Origin of the sequence: Granulicoccus phenolivorans DSM 17626 = NBRC 107789 = JCM 15570, from assembly GCF_000423085.1 — a bacterium.
Lineage (GTDB): Bacteria > Actinomycetota > Actinomycetes > Propionibacteriales > Propionibacteriaceae > Granulicoccus > Granulicoccus phenolivorans.
In genome coordinates, this window is the sequence record NZ_AUHH01000017.1 from 232 (window position 1) to 15,992 (window position 15,761).

Consider the following 15,761-nt stretch of genomic DNA (forward strand, 5'->3'; position numbering starts at 1 on the left):
GCCGCAAGCCGGATCCGGACCAGCGAGCAGCCACGAGCGCCCGCGAAACAGGACGAGAACCCGCGCAACGCCACCAGCCACGAGCCATCAGCGCCCGCAAACCGGATCCGGACCAGCGAACAGCCAGCAGCGCCCGCGAACCGGACGAGGACCCCGCGCGAAGCCCCCAGCCACGAGCCATCAGCGCCCGCGAACCGGGGGACGACCCGCGCGAAGCCACCAGCCACGAGCCATCAGCGCCCGCAAACCGGATCCGGACCAGCGAACAGCCAGCAGCGCCCGCGAACCGGACGAGGACCCCGCGCGAAGCCCCCAGCCACGAGCCATCAGCGCCCGCGAACCGGGGGACGACCCGCGCGAAGCCACCAGCCACGAGCCATCAGCGCCCGCAAACCGGATCCGGACCAGCGAACAGCCAGCAGCGCCCGCGAACCGGACGAGGACCCCGCGCGAAGCCCCCAGCCACGAGCCATCAGCGCCCGCGAACCGGGGGACGACCCGCGCGAAGCCACCAGCCACGAGCCATCAGCGCCCGCAAACCGGACGAGGACCCGCGTACCGCCACCGGGGCCCGCGTACGGGCGAGCCGACCCCCGGACGGCGACCTGCCGACTCGAGTACGCGGGGCAACTTCGGTCGCGCGGGCCGAAAATCGGATCCGCGGGTCAGCGCCGGGCCGGCCGCAGCAACCGGCCGATCCGACTCCACTCCGAGCCGAAGTGATCGTCGGTGACCATGTAGGTCCAGGTCGCCCCGGGCCGGTAGAGGCCGGCGGAATCGAGGTCGAGCCGCCCGTCGACCACCTCGGCGTCCTCGAACAGTTCCACCGCGGTGGCCAGCGCCTCCTGCAGCAGATCCGGGAAGGCCTCGTGCAGCATCCGGTTGTACACCGTCAGCGGCTCCTGCTTGCCCAGGGCCTGCAGGTGGATGCCCTCGCGGATCTCCAGGGCGTACGCCAGATGCGCACTCCACCGCTCATCCAGACTGGACAGCACCGCCGTCCGGGCGGCCGACTCCAGTTCCTCGGCCGAGACCTGCTCGGCGAGTTCGTCGATCCGGTCCGGGATCTTCTGCTTCAGCCGCTCCAGGGCCCGGTCGCCGATCATCAACTCGCCGCGTACCTTGACGATCTCGACCCGCTGCTGCGCCGGCAGATGCGCATATCGACGCGCCAGGCTGCGCTGCTCGCGCTGCTGACCGTCGGAGATCCGCTGGGCCTGATCGATGAACCGGGCGTGTTTGCGGTCCAGCACCAGCCCGTCGGCCTCCAGCACGTCCCGGGCCTCGGGAGTACCGGGCAGGAATTCCCGCAGCAGGGCATCCTCCAGGCTGGTGAAGAACACCGAGTGCCCCGGATCGCCCTGCCGCCCGGCCCGTCCGCGCAACTGGTTGTCCAGCCGCGGGTTCGGGAACCGCTCGATCCCGACCACGCACAGGCCGCCGGCCTCGGCGGCCCCGTCGGCGAGCTTGATGTCGGTGCCCCGACCGGCCATCTGGGTGGACACGGTGATCCGCCCCGGCTCCCCGGCGCGGGCAATGATGTCGGCCTCCTCGCGGTCGTTCTTGGCGTTCAGCAGCACCGCCGGCACCGCGGCCTCGGTCAGCAGTCGGTGGAACCGTTCGGATTCGGCGACCGACTGGGTGGCGACCAGGACCGGTTGGCCGGCCTCGTGCAGGTCCCCGATGAATGCCACCGCGGCCGCGTCCCGCTCGGCGCCGGTCTCGTAGAGGCGGTCCTCTTCATCGGTACGGATGTTCGGCACATTCGGCTCGATCGAGCCCGAGCGGATCTCGTAGAGCTCCATCAGTTCCTCCGCCGCCGAGACCAGCGTGCCGCTCATCCCCACCACGGTGCGGTAGCCGGTGACCAGGTCGCGGACCAGCAACTGGTCCAGCACCTGCACCCCGGCGCTGCCGGCCAGCCGCTCCTTCGCCTCGACCGCCTGTTGCAACCCCTCGGGCCAGCGCTGCAGCGCATCGATCCGGCCCCGGGAGGAGCTGACCAGCGAGACCGCGCCATCGGCCAGCACGTAGTCCACATCGCGTACGAGCAGCGTCCGGGCGTACAGGGCGACGTTGACCCGGGTCAGCACATCGGCGCCGTCGCTGAACAGGTCCGCTTCCGGCGCCCAGTCCTCGACCCGGTTGATCCCGGTGTCGGTCAGGTGCAGGGTGCGCCGGTCGTCGTCGACCTCAAAATCCACCCCCTCGACCAGATCGGCCACGAAGTCGGCCACGCTCAGGTCCAGTTCGGGGGTGGCACCGGCCTCCCCGGCCAGCACCAGCGGCGTCTTCGCCTCATCCAGCAGGACCGCGTCGGCCTCGTCCAGCACGGTCGCATCCTGGCTGATCCCGACCATCTCTTCGGGCCGCGACCGGACCCGGTCGCGCAGCACGTCGAACCCGGCTTCGGTGACCGGGACGTACACCACATCGGCCCGGTACGCCGCCACCCGGTCGGCCTGCGGGGTCGCGCTGGTCACCGTGGCCACGCTCGCCCCGGCCGCGGCCAGCAGCGGACCCATCCAGGCCGCGTCCCGCTCGGCGAGATAGTCGTTGGCCGAGAGCACATGCACCTGGCGACCCTGCAGCACCCAACCGGCGGCGACGACCGCGCCGATCAGCGTCTTGCCCTCGCCGGTGGCGACCTCGACGCTGATCCCGTCCAACATCGCCGCCGCGGCCCGCAGCTGCACATCGAAGGGCCGCAGGCCGATCGTGCGGTCGGCGATTTCGCGGATCAGCACCAGGAAGCGGGCCAGTTCGGGGGGATCGGTGAGTTCGCCCAACTCGTCCAGTGCGGCGCCGAGCTCGGCCACGTCGAGCCCGGCCAGGTCCTCGGCCAGCCCGACGGCGGCCAGCCGGTTCGCCTGCTCAACCACCTGCCGGGCCGGTTTGATGTTCTCCATCCCGGGTGTACCGCGCAGCCAGGCCGCAAATCGCGAGGCACCGCTCGCCCCGTCGGACTTCTTCTTCAACCCAGCCACTACGCCAATCCCGCCACTTCGCCGACCCTGCCCCCACGTTCGCTTCCCGGTCTGTCGTCCGGCCCGTCCGGCCGCTGCGGCAACCGGCTGCGACCTCCATCCAGCAGCGTACGTGGCCTGCGGGGGGATGGGTGTCCGGACTAGTGTTCGTGGTGCGGGTGCACGGCAGGGGATTGGTAGCCTGAGACGAATCACCAACCTTTAAGTCCTGTCCCGTGAGGCAGGAAAGGACGGTTACATGTCTGCACAAGCTCCCGCAGCCATCCTCGTGCTCGAGGACGGCCGGACCTTTACCGGACGCCGGTTCGGCGCCACCGGGGAAACCTTCGGCGAAGCGGTCTTCTGTACCGCGATGACCGGATACCAGGAAACCCTCACCGATCCCAGCTACGACAAGCAGGTCGTCATCGCGACCGCGCCGCAGATCGGCAACACCGGCTGGAACGACGAGGACGACGAATCGAGCCGGATCTGGGTCGCCGGCTACGTGGTCCGGGACCCGGCCCGCCGGGCGTCCAACTGGCGCGCCACCGGCACTCTGGAGGACGCGCTGATCGCCCAGGGCATCGTCGGGATCTCCGACATCGACACCCGGGCACTGACCCGCCACCTGCGCGAACGCGGGGCGATGCGGGTCGGCATCTCCTCCACCGGCGCCTCGGTCGACGAGGTCCTGGAACGGGTCCGACAGCAGCCGGCGATGACCGGCGCGAACCTGGCCGAGGAGGTCTCCACCGACACCGGCTACATCGTCGAACCGATCGGGGAGCACCGCTTCACCGTCGCCGCGGTCGACCTGGGGATCAAGTCGATGACCCCGTACCGGATGAGCGAACGCGGCTGTCGGGTGCACGTCCTGCCGGCCACCGCGAGTGTCGAGGACGTCCTGGCGGTCAAACCCGACGGCGTCTTCTTCTCCAACGGCCCCGGCGACCCGGCCGCCACCGAGCATCCGGTGGAACTGCTCGCCGCACTGCTGCGCCGCCAGGTGCCCTACTTCGGCATCTGCTTCGGCAACCAGATCTTCGGCCGCGCGCTGGGCCTGGGCACCTACAAGCTCAAGTACGGCCACCGCGGGATCAACCAGCCGGTCAAGGACCTGACCACCGGCAAGGTCGAGGTCACCGCCCACAATCACGGATTCGCGGTCCAGGCGCCGATCGGGGAGGACATCCCCACCGAGTTCGGCACCGTCCGGGTCTCCCACGTCGGCCTCAACGACGACTGCGTCGAGGGCCTGGAACTGCGCGACAGCGGCGTCCTGGTCGGCTTCTCGGTGCAGTACCACCCCGAGGCCGCCGCCGGACCGCACGATGCGGCGTACCTGTTCGATCGCTTCGCCGACATGATGGCGGTCCGCCGGGGTGACGCCGCCGGCGGCGACAAGGCATGTCATCGCGACGAGCTGGATCCCGAGCACTACGAGCCGGCCGGCTCCGACACCCCCGCGACCGATGGAGAGAACGCCTGATGCCCCGCCGTACTGATCTGAAGTCGATCCTGGTGATCGGCTCGGGCCCGATCGTGATCGGCCAGGCCTGCGAGTTCGACTACTCCGGCACCCAGGCCTGTCGCGTGCTCCGCGAGGAGGGCTTCCGGGTCGTCCTGGTCAACTCCAATCCGGCCACCATCATGACCGACCCGGACATGGCCGACGCCACCTACGTCGAGCCGATCACGCCGGAGTTCGTGGAGAAGGTCATCGCCAAGGAGCGCCCGGACGCGCTGCTGGCCACCCTGGGCGGGCAGACCGCCCTGAACACCGCGGTACGCCTGCACGAGGCGGGCATCCTGGAGAAGTACGGGGTCGAGCTGATCGGCGCCTCGATCGAAGCGATCCAGCGCGGGGAGAACCGGGAGGAGTTCAAGGAGATCGTCACCGGCCTGGACGTGCCCGGCGGTCCCGGGGAGGTCGCCCGCTCGGTGATCTGCCACAGCATGGACGAGGTGCTGGCCGCGGCCGATCAGCTCGGCTACCCGGTCGTGGTCCGGCCCAGCTTCACCATGGGCGGGGTCGGCTCCGGCTTCGCGCACACCGAGGAACAGCTGCGCACCATCGCGGGGACCGGCCTGGCCGCCTCCCCGGTCACCGAGGTGCTGATCGAGGAGTCGATCATGGGCTGGAAGGAATACGAGCTCGAGGTGATGCGCGACGGCGCCGACAACGTCGTCGTGGTCTGCTCGATCGAGAACTTCGACCCGATGGGCATCCACACCGGCGACTCGATCACCGTCGCCCCGACGATGACGCTGACCGACCGGGAGTACCAGCGGATGCGCGATGTCGGCATCGGCATCATCCGGGCGGTCGGGGTCGAATCCGGTGGCTGCAATATCCAGTTCGCGATCAACCCGGCCGACGGCCGGATGATCGTGATCGAGATGAACCCGCGGGTCTCCCGGTCCTCGGCGCTGGCCTCCAAGGCGACCGGTTTCCCGATCGCCAAGATCGCCGCGAAGGTCGCCATCGGCTACACCCTCGACGAGATCCCCAACGACATCACCGGGGAGACCCCGGCCAGCTTCGAACCGTCACTGGACTACGTGATCGTTAAGGTGCCCCGGTTCGCCTTCGAGAAGTTCCCGACCGCCGACACCACGCTGACCACGCACATGAAGTCGGTCGGCGAGGCGATGGCGATCGGTCGCAACTTCGGCGAGGCCCTGGGCAAGGCGCTGCGCTCGATGGAGGACCCGCTGGCGCGCTACAACTATGCCGCCACCCCGACGACGTCGAAGGCGGAGCTGCTGCGGATCGCACAGACCCCGACCGACGGCCGGATCCAGACCGTGTTCGCCGCGTTCAGCGCCGGTGCCGGCGTCGAGGAGGTCTTCGAGGCCACCAAGATCGATCCCTGGTTCCTCGCCGAGATCGCCGCCCTGGTCGACCTGGCCGCGGAGGTCAAGCAGGCCGGCGGGATCAGCGCCGAGCTGCTCCGCGAGGCCAAGCAGAACGGCTTCTCCGACCTGCAGATCGCGCAGCTGCGGGGGCGGACCGAGTCCGAGGTCCGCGCGATGCGGCACGAGCTCGGGATCCGCCCGGTGTACAAGACCGTCGACACCTGTGCCGCCGAGTTCGCCGCCCGGACGCCCTACCACTACTCCTCCTACGACGAGGAGACCGAGGTCGCCACCCGGACCAAGCCGGCGGTGATCATCCTGGGCAGCGGCCCCAACCGGATCGGGCAGGGGATCGAGTTCGACTACTCCTGCGTGCATGCCTCGATGGCGCTGCGCGAGGCCGGGTACGAGACGGTGATGGTCAACTGCAACCCCGAGACCGTCTCGACCGACTACGACACCTCCGACCGGCTCTACTTCGAACCGCTCACCCTGGAGGACGTGCTGGAGGTGGTGCACGCCGAACGGCAGGCCGGCCCGGTGGCCGGGGTGATCGTCCAACTGGGCGGGCAGACCCCGTTGCGGCTGGCCCAGGCGCTGAAGGATGCCGGGGTCCCGATCGTGGGCACCTCCCCGGAGGCGATCAACGCCGCCGAGGAACGCGGCGCCTTCGGTGCGGTCCTGGAGGCCGCCGACCTGCCCTCGCCGAAGCACGGGATGGCGTACTCGGTGGCCGATGCCCGCGAGATCGCCGCCGAGATCGGCTACCCGGTGCTGGTGCGTCCCTCCTACGTGCTGGGCGGGCGCGGGATGGAGATCGTCTACGACCAGACCTCGCTGGACTCCTACATCTCCCGGGCCACCGAGATCACCCCGGAGCACCCGGTGCTGGTCGACCGGTTCCTCGATGACGCGATCGAGATCGACGTGGACGCCCTGTACGACGGCACCGACCTCTACCTCGGCGGGATCATGGAGCACATCGAGGAGGCCGGGGTGCACTCCGGGGACTCCGCCTGTGCGCTGCCCCCGATCACCCTCGGCGCGGCGGTGATCGACCGGATCCGCACCTCCACCCGCGCGATCGCCGCGGGGGTGGGCGTACACGGGCTGCTGAACATTCAGTACGCCCTGGCCGCCGACACCCTGTACGTGCTGGAGGCCAACCCCCGCGCCTCGCGGACCGTCCCGTTCGTGTCCAAGGCGACCGCGACCCAGCTGGCCAAGGCTGCCTCGCGGATCATGCTCGGCGAGACGATCGCCGAGCTGCGGGCCGACGGGACGCTGCGCCGGGAGGTGGACGGGGCCTACGTGACCGACGCCTCGCCGACCGCGGTCAAGGAAGCAGTGATGCCGTTCAACCGGTTCCGGACCACCGAAGGACGCCCGGTCGACACCCTGCTCGGCCCGGAGATGAAGTCGACCGGTGAGGTGATGGGCATCGACGCGATGTTCGGGCCCGCCTTCGCCAAGTCCCAGCTGGGTGCCTCCAGCTGGCTGCCGACCACGGGCCGGGTGTTCATCTCCGCGGCCGACCGGCACAAGCGCAACATCGTGTTCCCGGTGAAGGCGCTGGCCACCCTGGGCTTCGAGATCCTGGCCACCGAGGGCACGGCGCAGACCCTGCGGCGCAACGGTCTGGAGGTGACCGAGGTGCGCAAGTACTCCCAGGGCACCGGCCCGCACGGGGAGAAGACCATCGTGGAGATGATCAGCGACGGCGAGGTCGACCTGGTGTTCAACACCCCGCACGGGGTCGCCGCCGCCGGGATGCATCCGCAGATGGACGGCTACGAGATCCGGACCGCGGCGGTCTCCCGGGAGGTGCCCTACTGCACCACCGTGGCCGGGCTGTCCGCGGTGGTCCAGGCCATCGAGTCGCTGCAGCGCGGCGACATCGGGGTGCGCTCCCTGCAGGAATGGGCCGCGGATCTGCAGGCCAGCCTGCCGGGAGCGGACGGCTGATGAGCCGGCTGCCGCAGCGGCTGGGCGAGGCGGGGTACCGGGCGCTGCGCCCGGCCCTGTTCCGGCTCGGCGGGGGAGACCCCGAGGTGGCCCATCACGCCACGATGGCGGCGCTGCACCGGGTCGCGGGCAATCCGTGCGCCCGGGCCGCGCTGCGTACGCTCAGCTCTACCCCGGCGGCCCCGGTCACCGTCGGCGGAATCACCTTCCCCGGCCGGGTCGGGATGGCCGCCGGGATGGACAAGTACGCCACCGCGGTCCGGGCGTGGGCCCCGCTCGGGTTCAGCCACATCGAACTCGGCACCGTCACCGGGCAGGCCCAGCCGGGCAATCCGCAGCCGCGGCTGTTCCGGGCCCCGCAGTCCCGGGCGCTGATCAACCGGATGGGCTTCAACAATCCCGGCGCGGTCGCGATGGCCGACGCGCTGCGCCGGCAGGGGATCTATCGGGGGGAGGGGTACGCCGGCATCCCGGTCGGCATCTCCCTGGGCAAGACGAAGGTGGTCGACCTGGACCGGGCGGTGGCGGACTATCTGTTCTCCTTCGCGCGGCTGCACTGGCATGCCGATTACATCGCGGTCAATGTGTCCAGCCCGAACACGCCGGGACTGCGCTCCCTGCAGGAGGGCGCGGCACTGCGCGAACTCCTCGGCGCCCTCACCGCGGCCGCGCGGACCCTGGCCGACCCGATGCCGATCTTCGTCAAGATCGCCCCGGATCTGAGCTTCGCCGATCTGGACGACGTGCTGACCGTCTGCGCCGACACCGGGGTGAGTGCGCTGATCGCCACGAACACGACGCTGTCCCGCGAGGGGCTGGTCGGCGCCGACACCGCGCTGGCCGGGGAGGCCGGCGGGCTGTCCGGAGCCCCGCTGACCGCCCGGGCCCGGGAGGTGGTCGGCTACCTGTGCGCGCACAGCGGGCTGCCGGTGATCGGGGTGGGCGGCATCATGTCCGGCGCCGACGCCCGGGCCCTGCTCGACTTGGGCGCGGCGATGGTGCAGGTCTACACCGGTTTCATCTATGCCGGCCCCCGCCTGGTCCGCCAGATCAATGAGCTACCGGGCGAGATGACCGAATCAATGCACTCAACTGCGGACCCGTCCAGTCAGCGCGGAAATGGCCGCGCCGCCGACACCACGACAACATCGATTCGGCGCTCGAGCGACGTATCCCCGGCGAAAGGGACCCGATGACCGCATATGCCGAGCGGCTGGCCGAGGCGATCCGGACCCGGGGCAGGCTGTGTGTCGGGATCGATCCGCATCCGGCGATCCTGGCCGCGTGGGGCCTGAGTGACGATGTCGCCGGGCTGGCGGCCTGTGCCCGCGGGATGGTCGACGCCCTGGGCGACACCGTTGCGGTGTTCAAACCGCAGGCGGCCCTGTTCGAGGCCTACGGATCGGCCGGGATCGCCGTGCTGGAACAGACCGTCGCCGCGGCCCGCGCGGCCGGCGCGCTGGTCATCCTGGATGCCAAGCGCGGTGACATCGGCTCCACCATGGCCGGGTACGCCCGGGCGTACCTGGGGGAGAGCGCGCCGCTGCCGGTGGATGCGATCACGCTGAGCCCCTACCTGGGGTTCGAATCCCTGCGACCCGCGCTGGACGCCGCCGTCGCCGCCGACGCCGGGGTCTACGTGCTGTGCCGCACCTCCAACCCCGAGGGCGGATCGGTCCAGCAGGCCGAGTTCGGCGGCCGCTCGGTGGCCCAGCAGATGATCGATGCCGCGGCGGCGGCCAACACTGCCGCCGAAACGGACTACGTCGGGCTGGTGATCGGCGGGACCCATGACCGGCTCGGGCTGGACCTGGCCGAGTTCGCCGGGTCGATCCTGGTGCCCGGGATCGGCGCCCAGGGCGGCAGCATGGCGCACCTGCACACCCTGTTCGGTGCTGCCGTCCCGCAGATCCTGCCGAATTCAAGCCGTGGCATCATGCAGGCGGGCCCGGATGCCGGCGCTCTGCGCGAAGCGGTGCAGGGGACCCTGTCCGAGCTCGGGTAAGGGGATAGGTTGAACCCACCGGACAGATGCGAGCAGGAGATGCCGTGAACATTCCGCCCTTGAGCGAACAGCAGATGCAGACAGCGCGCAAGGCAGCCACCGAGGCCCGGCGCCGCCGCGCCGAGGTCAAGGAGCAATTGCGCACCGGAGCGTTGACCCTGGATGAGGTTCTGACACTGGCCGAGACCGACAAAGTGGTGGCGAACGCCCGCGTGGTGGAAGTCCTGCGCTCCCTGCCCCGGGTGGGGGAGAAGCGGGCCGCCGAACTGATGGAGCGGCTCAACATCGCCGAGAAGCGCAAGTTGGGCGGCCTGGGCCGGCACCAGCTCGCCGGCCTGCGTGCCGAGTTCGGCCCGCGTACGCCCGGCGACACCCCACCGGCCGACAGTGAGTGAGGAGACCACGATCACACAGCAGCACGAACCCGGATCGGTCTGGGTGATTTCGGGGCCGGCCGGGGTCGGCAAGGGCACGCTGGTGAACCTGCTGCGGGCCCAGTACCGGCAACTGTGGGTGTCGCTGTCGGTGACCACCCGGGCGCGCCGGCCCCGGGAGCAGGACGGCGTGCACTACCGCTTCATCTCCGAGGAGGAGTTCCTGCATCTGCGGGACACCGACGGGCTGCTGGAATGGGCCCACGTGCACGGCTCGGCGTACTACGGGACACCGCGCCAACCCGTCCTGGACGCGGTCGCCGCCGGCCGGACGGTCATCCTCGAGATCGAGGTCCAGGGGGCCCGGCAGGTTCGGCAGACCATGCCCGAGGCCCGCTCCATCTTCATCGACCCGCCGACGTGGGAGGTCCTGGTACGCCGACTCGCCGGACGAGGCACGGAAACCCCGGAACAACAGGCCCGCCGGTTGGAGACCGCCCGCAAGGAATTGGCGATGCGTTCGGAGTTCGACTACGTGGTCGTCAACGACAATGTCGAGCGGGCCGTGGCAGAACTGGTATCCTTGCTCGGTCTGTAGCCCGTCCCGGCCAATCCGCCGGGCACCGCGGCCCAGTTCGACCCAGAACCTGCGAAGGACGGCATGACCACCAACATTCCCGAAGGCATCACCAACCCGCCGATCGACGACCTGCTCACCAAGGTCGACTCGAAGTACCGGCTGGTCCTGTTCGCCGCCAAGCGCGCGCGCCAGATCAACGCGTACTACTCGCAGTTGGGCGAGGGCCTGCTGGAGAACGTCGGCCCGCTGGTCGAGACCGGGATCCAGGAGAAGCCCCTGTCGATCGCGATGCGCGAGATCAACGCCGGTGTCCTGGAGTGCAAGGAGATCGACCCGAACGAGGAGCAGCAGCTCGCCGATACTTTCGTCGATCCGGACTTCGCGGCCGACGAGTTCGGCACTGAGGATCTGCCCGGCCCCGAGTTCCCGACCGCCTGATCCATGGCCCGGATCGTGCTCGGCGTCGCCGGCGGCATTGCGGCGTACAAGGCCTGTGAGTTGCTGCGGCTGATGACCAAGGCCGGGCACGATGTCACGGTGGTGCCGACCGAGTCGGCACTCAACTTCGTCGGCCGGACCACCTGGGAGGCGCTGTCGGGACATCCGGTGAAGACCCAGGTGTTCGAGGGCGCCGATGAGGTGGCGCATGTCCGCCTGGGCCAGCAGGCCGACCTGGTCGTGATCGCCCCGGCGACCGCGGATCTGATCGCCCGCGCGGCGACCGGCCGCGCCGACGACCTGCTCACCAACGTGCTGCTGACCGCGCACTGTCCGGTCATGCTGGCCCCGGCGATGCACACCGAGATGTGGCTGCATGCCGCCACGCAGGCGAACGTGGCGACCCTGCGCGAGCGCGGAGTCATCGTGGTCGATCCCGACGACGGCCGACTCACCGGTCCCGATTCCGGCCCCGGCCGGCTGCCGGAGGCCGCGGATCTGTTCCCGAACGTCGCCTCGCTGCTCGAATCGGAGACTGTCGCCGCCGCGGCGACCCGCCGCGACCTGGCCGGCCGGCATGTGGTCGTCTCGGCCGGCGGCACCCGGGAACATCTGGATCCGGTGCGCTACCTGGGCAACTCCTCCTCCGGCCTGATGGGCCTGTCGATCGCCCGGGCCGCGGCCCTGCGCGGGGCCCGGGTGACCGTGGTCGCCGCCCACATCGAGCATCCGGTCCCGGCCGGGGCCACCGTCCGCCCCGTGGTCAGCACCGCCGATCTGGCCGAGGCGATGACCGAGCTGGCACCCGAGGCCGATGTGATCGTGATGGCCGTGGCCGCTGCCGACTTCACCCCGCGTACCGCCAGCGCCGGGAAGATCAAGAAGGAATCGGCCGACGCCGGGCTGCAGCTGGATCTGGTCCAGACCACCGATGTGCTCAAGACGCTGTCGCACCGGCGCCCGCGGGAGCAGACCATCGTCGGCTTCGCCGCCGAGACCGCCACCGGGGACGAACTGCTGCGGCTGGGGCAGGAGAAGCTGGCGCGCAAGGGCTGCGACCTGCTGGTCATCAACGACGTCTCCGGCGGGGGCGTGTTCGGGCAGGCCGACAACGCCATCACCATCGTCTCCCCGGATGCCGTCATCGGTTCCTGGACCGGCAGCAAGGGCGCCCTGGCCCATCGCATCCTGGACGCAGCAGGGGCAGTTGGTTCCGCGGGCTAGGGTGTGGTGACACCCACCCCCCTTTGCGATACTCGCGATTCGGGTGTGTGCAGGGAAGGTTGTGCGCATGTCGAAGCGTTTGTTCTCCTCGGAGTCGGTGACCGAGGGTCACCCGGACAAGATCGCCGATCAGATCAGCGACTCGATTCTCGATGAGTTGCTGCGGCAGGATCCCTCGTCCCGGGTGGCCGTGGAGACGATGCTGACCACCGGGCTGGTCATGGTGACCGGTGAGGTCACCACCGAGGCGTACGCCGACATCAACCAGATCGTTCGCGACACGGTGATCCGGATCGGCTACGACTCCTCGCACAAGGGATTCGACGGCTACTCCTGTGGGGTGCAGGTCTCCCTGAACGGCCAGTCCGCCGACATCGCCCAGGGCGTCGACACCGCCTGGGAGAAGCGGCTGGAAGCCTCCGCCGACTCCTACGACCTGCAGGGCGCCGGGGACCAGGGCCTGATGTTCGGGTACGCCTGCACCGAGACGCCGTCGCTGATGCCGCTGCCGATCGATCTGGCCCACCGGCTCGCCGAGCGGCTCACCGAAGCCCGTAAGTCCGGCGACATGCCCTACCTGCGCCCCGACGGGAAGACCCAGGTCACCGTGGAGTACGAGGACAACAAGCCGGTCCGGCTGGACACCGTCGTGGTGTCCTGCCAGCACGCCCCCGACGTCGATCTGGACAATCTGCTCGGGCCGGACGTGACCGAGCAGGTGATTGCTCCGGTGCTGGCCGCCTACGACCTGGCCCATGACGATTACCGCAGCTTCGTGAATCCGACCGGCAAGTTCGTCATCGGTGGTCCGATGGGTGACGCCGGGCTGACCGGACGCAAGATCATCGTCGACACCTACGGCGGGATGGCTCGCCACGGTGGTGGCTGCTTCTCCGGCAAGGACCCCTCGAAGGTCGACCGGTCCGCATCCTATGCGATGCGCTGGGTCGCCAAGAACGTGGTCGCCGCCGGGCTGGCGCAGCGCTGTGAGGTGCAGGTGGCGTACGCGATCGGACGCGCGCACCCGGTCGGTTTCTATCTGGACACCTTCGGCACCTCGGCGGTCCCGGAGGAGCAGATCGAGGCGGCGGTGCTGGCCACCTTCGACCTGCGCCCGGCTGCGATCATCGATGCCCTCGACCTGAAGCGCCCGGTCTATACCAGGACCGCCGCGTACGGGCACTTCGGTCGGGAACTTCCCGAGTTCACCTGGGAACGGACCGATCGGGCCGACGCGCTCGCCCGCGCCGTGCGTGGCTGACCGGTTCGTCGGGGTTGACCGACCGATCGCCGGACCGACAGAAGTGTCGGTGGGCTCGCCTAGCATCACGGTGTGACTGACTCCCTGCTGACCCTCGCGCCCCGGGAAGCGCCGGAGGTCGAGGTGGCCCGGGTGTGCGTGGACATGCCGCTGCCCCACCTGGACCGGCTGTTCGACTACGTCGTGCCCGCGGAGCTCGGCGAGAGCGCGCAGCCGGGCGTCCGGGTCCGGGTCCGGTTCGCCGGCCGGCTGCGGGATGGCTTCGTGATCGAGCGGACGCAACTGGCGCCGGACCCGAGTCGGCCGCTGGCACCGCTGGAGAAGGTCGTGTCCCCCGAACCGGTGCTGACCGCCGAGGTCGCACGGACACTGCGCCGGGTCGCCGATCATTTCGCCGGCTCGCTGTGCGACCTCACCCGACTCGCCGTGCCACCCCGGCATGCCGCGACCGAGAAGGCGAAACCACCCGAACGCCCGCCGATCGACCCGGCGCTGGCCGAGGCCGCACCGAACCCGTGGACCGACTACCCGGCGGGGGAGTCGTTCCTGCAGGCCCTGCGCGCCGGCCGGTCGCCCCGCGCGCTGTGGCAGGTGGCCCCGGCCGCCGCTCGGGTCGGGGACTGGCCGCTCGGCCTCGCCCAGGCGGCCGCCGCGACCGCGGCCTCGGGTCGCGGCTGCGTCATCGTGGTCCCCGACACCCGGGATCTGGCCCGGCTGGAGGCGGCGTGCGAGCAGGTGCTGGGCCGCCACGCGTTCGTGACGCTGCACGCCGACACCGGCCCGGCGGCCCGGTATCGCGCCTTTCTGGCCGCCCTGCGCGGTCAGGTCAAGGTGGTGATCGGGACCCGGGCCGCGGCGTACGCCCCGGTGCCGGACCCGGGTCTGCTGATCTGTTTCGACGACGGGGACGACCTGCACCAGGAGCCGCGGGCGCCCTATCCCCATGTCCGCGAGGTGCTCGCCCTGCGGGCCGCCGAATCCGGGGCGGGCCTGCTGCTGGCCGGGTTCGCTCGCTCGTGTGAGGCCGAGCATCTGGTCCGCACGCACTGGCTGACCCCGATCGAATTGCCGGCCCGGGAACAGCGCCGGCACGCGCCGGGAGTCCGGATCGCGGCGGCGACCGACTTCGAGCTGGAACGCGATCCGCTGGCCCGCGCGGTCCGGGTGCCGCATGAGGCGTTCGAGGCGATCCGGGCCGGGCTGGCTGCCGGTCCGGTGCTGATCCAGGTGCCCCGGACCGGCTATGTGGTGACGGTGAGCTGCGTGGAGTGTGCCGCGGCGGTGCGCTGCACGAACTGCGGGGGACCGGTCGGCGCGACCCGAGACGGCGCCGCCTGCCGCTGGTGCGCCACCCCGGTGACCGACTGGGTCTGTCCCGAGTGCGGGGCCGACCATTGGCGGGCCCCGGTGATCGGGGCGGAGCGGACCGCCGAGGAGTTCGGCCGGGCCTTCCCGAACACCGCGATCGTGCAGTCCCACGGCGAGCACATTCTGGCCGAGGTGGACGACCGGCCGGCGCTGGTCATCGCGACCCCTGGAGCCGAGCCGGTCGCCGCGGGTGGGTACGCCGCCGCGATCCTGCTGGACACCCCGCTGCTGCTCGGCCGGGCCGACCTGCGCGCGGCCGAGGAGGCCCTGCGGCGCTGGCTGAACCTGACCGCGCTGGTCCGGCCGGGCGCCGACGGGGGGACGGTGCTGGCGGTCGGGCCGACCTCCTCGCGGGCCCTGCAGGCCTTGGTGCGCTGTGATCCGGCCGGCTTCGCCGCCCGCGAACTCGCCGAACGCTTCGAGGCGCATCTGCCGCCGGCGGTGAAACTGGTCAGCGTCGAGGGTGGCGCCGAGGCGGTCGATGCCTTCGCCGAGCACCTGGAACTGCCCCCGGTCAGTGAGGTGCTCGGTCCGCTGGTACGCCCGGGCACCGGGGCCGCCGAGGCGACCGAACCGCTGGCGCAACTGATCCTGCGGGCGCCGCTGCACGACGGAGCGGCCCTGGTGCACGGGGTGCGTGCGGTGGTGTCGGTGCGCTCGGCCCGCAAGGAACCGGGGGCGCTGCGGGTCCGGGTGAATCCGGAACTGGTGCTCTAGG

Annotated in this window: 11 protein-coding genes; 10 read left to right on the forward strand and 1 reads right to left on the reverse strand. The window is 70.6% G+C overall.

Going from position 1 to position 15,761, the window contains the following annotated elements; all coding sequences use genetic code 11:
- Positions 1-665 precede the first annotated feature (665 nt).
- Positions 666-2,987 carry an accessory Sec system translocase SecA2 gene (secA2, locus tag G531_RS21405; protein ID WP_145978681.1) on the reverse strand — a complete coding sequence of 774 codons (2,322 nt, stop codon included), beginning with the start codon at positions 2,985-2,987 and terminating at the stop codon, positions 666-668.
- Positions 2,988-3,225: 238 nt separating this feature from the next.
- On the opposite strand from secA2, the gene carA reads away from it, so the two are divergent.
- The 10 genes from carA to G531_RS0108380 all read left to right on the forward strand — a co-directional run bounded on the left by carA (position 3,226) and on the right by G531_RS0108380 (position 15,760).
- Positions 3,226-4,458 (forward strand): glutamine-hydrolyzing carbamoyl-phosphate synthase small subunit, encoded by a 1,233-nt coding sequence (gene carA, locus G531_RS21410; RefSeq protein WP_081683963.1) that lies wholly within the window; start codon positions 3,226-3,228, stop codon positions 4,456-4,458.
- On the forward strand, positions 4,458-7,793 hold the full coding sequence (gene carB, locus G531_RS0108340) for a carbamoyl-phosphate synthase large subunit (protein WP_026926894.1): 3,336 nt from the start codon (positions 4,458-4,460) through the stop codon (positions 7,791-7,793). Before carA ends, carB begins: the two co-directional genes overlap by 1 nt.
- A complete protein-coding gene (locus tag G531_RS21415) occupies positions 7,793-8,989 on the forward strand; it encodes a quinone-dependent dihydroorotate dehydrogenase (protein ID WP_081683964.1) in 1,197 nt (398 codons plus the stop codon). Before carB ends, G531_RS21415 begins: the two co-directional genes overlap by 1 nt.
- Complete coding sequence (pyrF, locus tag G531_RS0108350) at positions 8,986-9,798, forward strand: orotidine-5'-phosphate decarboxylase (protein WP_026926895.1); 813 nt, start codon at positions 8,986-8,988, stop codon at positions 9,796-9,798. The genes G531_RS21415 and pyrF overlap by 4 nt, the downstream gene beginning before the upstream one ends.
- A 44-nt stretch (positions 9,799-9,842) precedes the next feature.
- Positions 9,843-10,193, forward strand: a complete 351-nt coding sequence (gene mihF, locus G531_RS0108355) for an integration host factor, actinobacterial type (RefSeq protein ID WP_026926896.1) — start codon at positions 9,843-9,845, stop codon at positions 10,191-10,193.
- Positions 10,186-10,770: a guanylate kinase gene (gmk, locus tag G531_RS0108360; RefSeq protein WP_051215255.1), complete on the forward strand. Its 585-nt coding sequence runs from the start codon at positions 10,186-10,188 to the stop codon at positions 10,768-10,770. Before mihF ends, gmk begins: the two co-directional genes overlap by 8 nt.
- 63 nt (positions 10,771-10,833) lie before the next feature.
- On the forward strand, positions 10,834-11,190 hold the full coding sequence (gene rpoZ / locus G531_RS0108365) for a DNA-directed RNA polymerase subunit omega (RefSeq protein ID WP_026926898.1): 357 nt from the start codon (positions 10,834-10,836) through the stop codon (positions 11,188-11,190).
- Between the two features lie 3 nt (positions 11,191-11,193).
- Positions 11,194-12,414: a bifunctional phosphopantothenoylcysteine decarboxylase/phosphopantothenate--cysteine ligase CoaBC gene (gene coaBC, locus G531_RS0108370; RefSeq protein ID WP_026926899.1), complete on the forward strand. Its 1,221-nt coding sequence runs from the start codon at positions 11,194-11,196 to the stop codon at positions 12,412-12,414.
- A 67-nt stretch (positions 12,415-12,481) separates the two neighbouring features.
- Positions 12,482-13,675: a methionine adenosyltransferase gene (gene metK, locus G531_RS0108375; protein WP_026926900.1), complete on the forward strand. Its 1,194-nt coding sequence runs from the start codon at positions 12,482-12,484 to the stop codon at positions 13,673-13,675.
- A 72-nt stretch (positions 13,676-13,747) separates the two neighbouring features.
- On the forward strand, positions 13,748-15,760 hold the full coding sequence (locus G531_RS0108380; RefSeq protein ID WP_051215256.1) for a primosomal protein N': 2,013 nt from the start codon (positions 13,748-13,750) through the stop codon (positions 15,758-15,760).
- Position 15,761: the final 1 nt, after the last annotated feature.

Coding starts and splice junctions, on each gene's coding strand:
- coaBC (WP_026926899.1), top strand. CDS start 11,194: ATGGCCCGGATCGTGCTCGGCGTCGCCGGCGGCATTGCGGCGTACAAG.
- pyrF (WP_026926895.1), top strand. CDS start 8,986: ATGACCGCATATGCCGAGCGGCTGGCCGAGGCGATCCGGACCCGGGGC.
- G531_RS21415 (WP_081683964.1), top strand. CDS start 7,793: ATGAGCCGGCTGCCGCAGCGGCTGGGCGAGGCGGGGTACCGGGCGCTG.
- carA (WP_081683963.1), top strand. CDS start 3,226: ATGTCTGCACAAGCTCCCGCAGCCATCCTCGTGCTCGAGGACGGCCGG.
- rpoZ (WP_026926898.1), top strand. CDS start 10,834: ATGACCACCAACATTCCCGAAGGCATCACCAACCCGCCGATCGACGAC.
- metK (WP_026926900.1), top strand. CDS start 12,482: ATGTCGAAGCGTTTGTTCTCCTCGGAGTCGGTGACCGAGGGTCACCCG.
- carB (WP_026926894.1), top strand. CDS start 4,458: ATGCCCCGCCGTACTGATCTGAAGTCGATCCTGGTGATCGGCTCGGGC.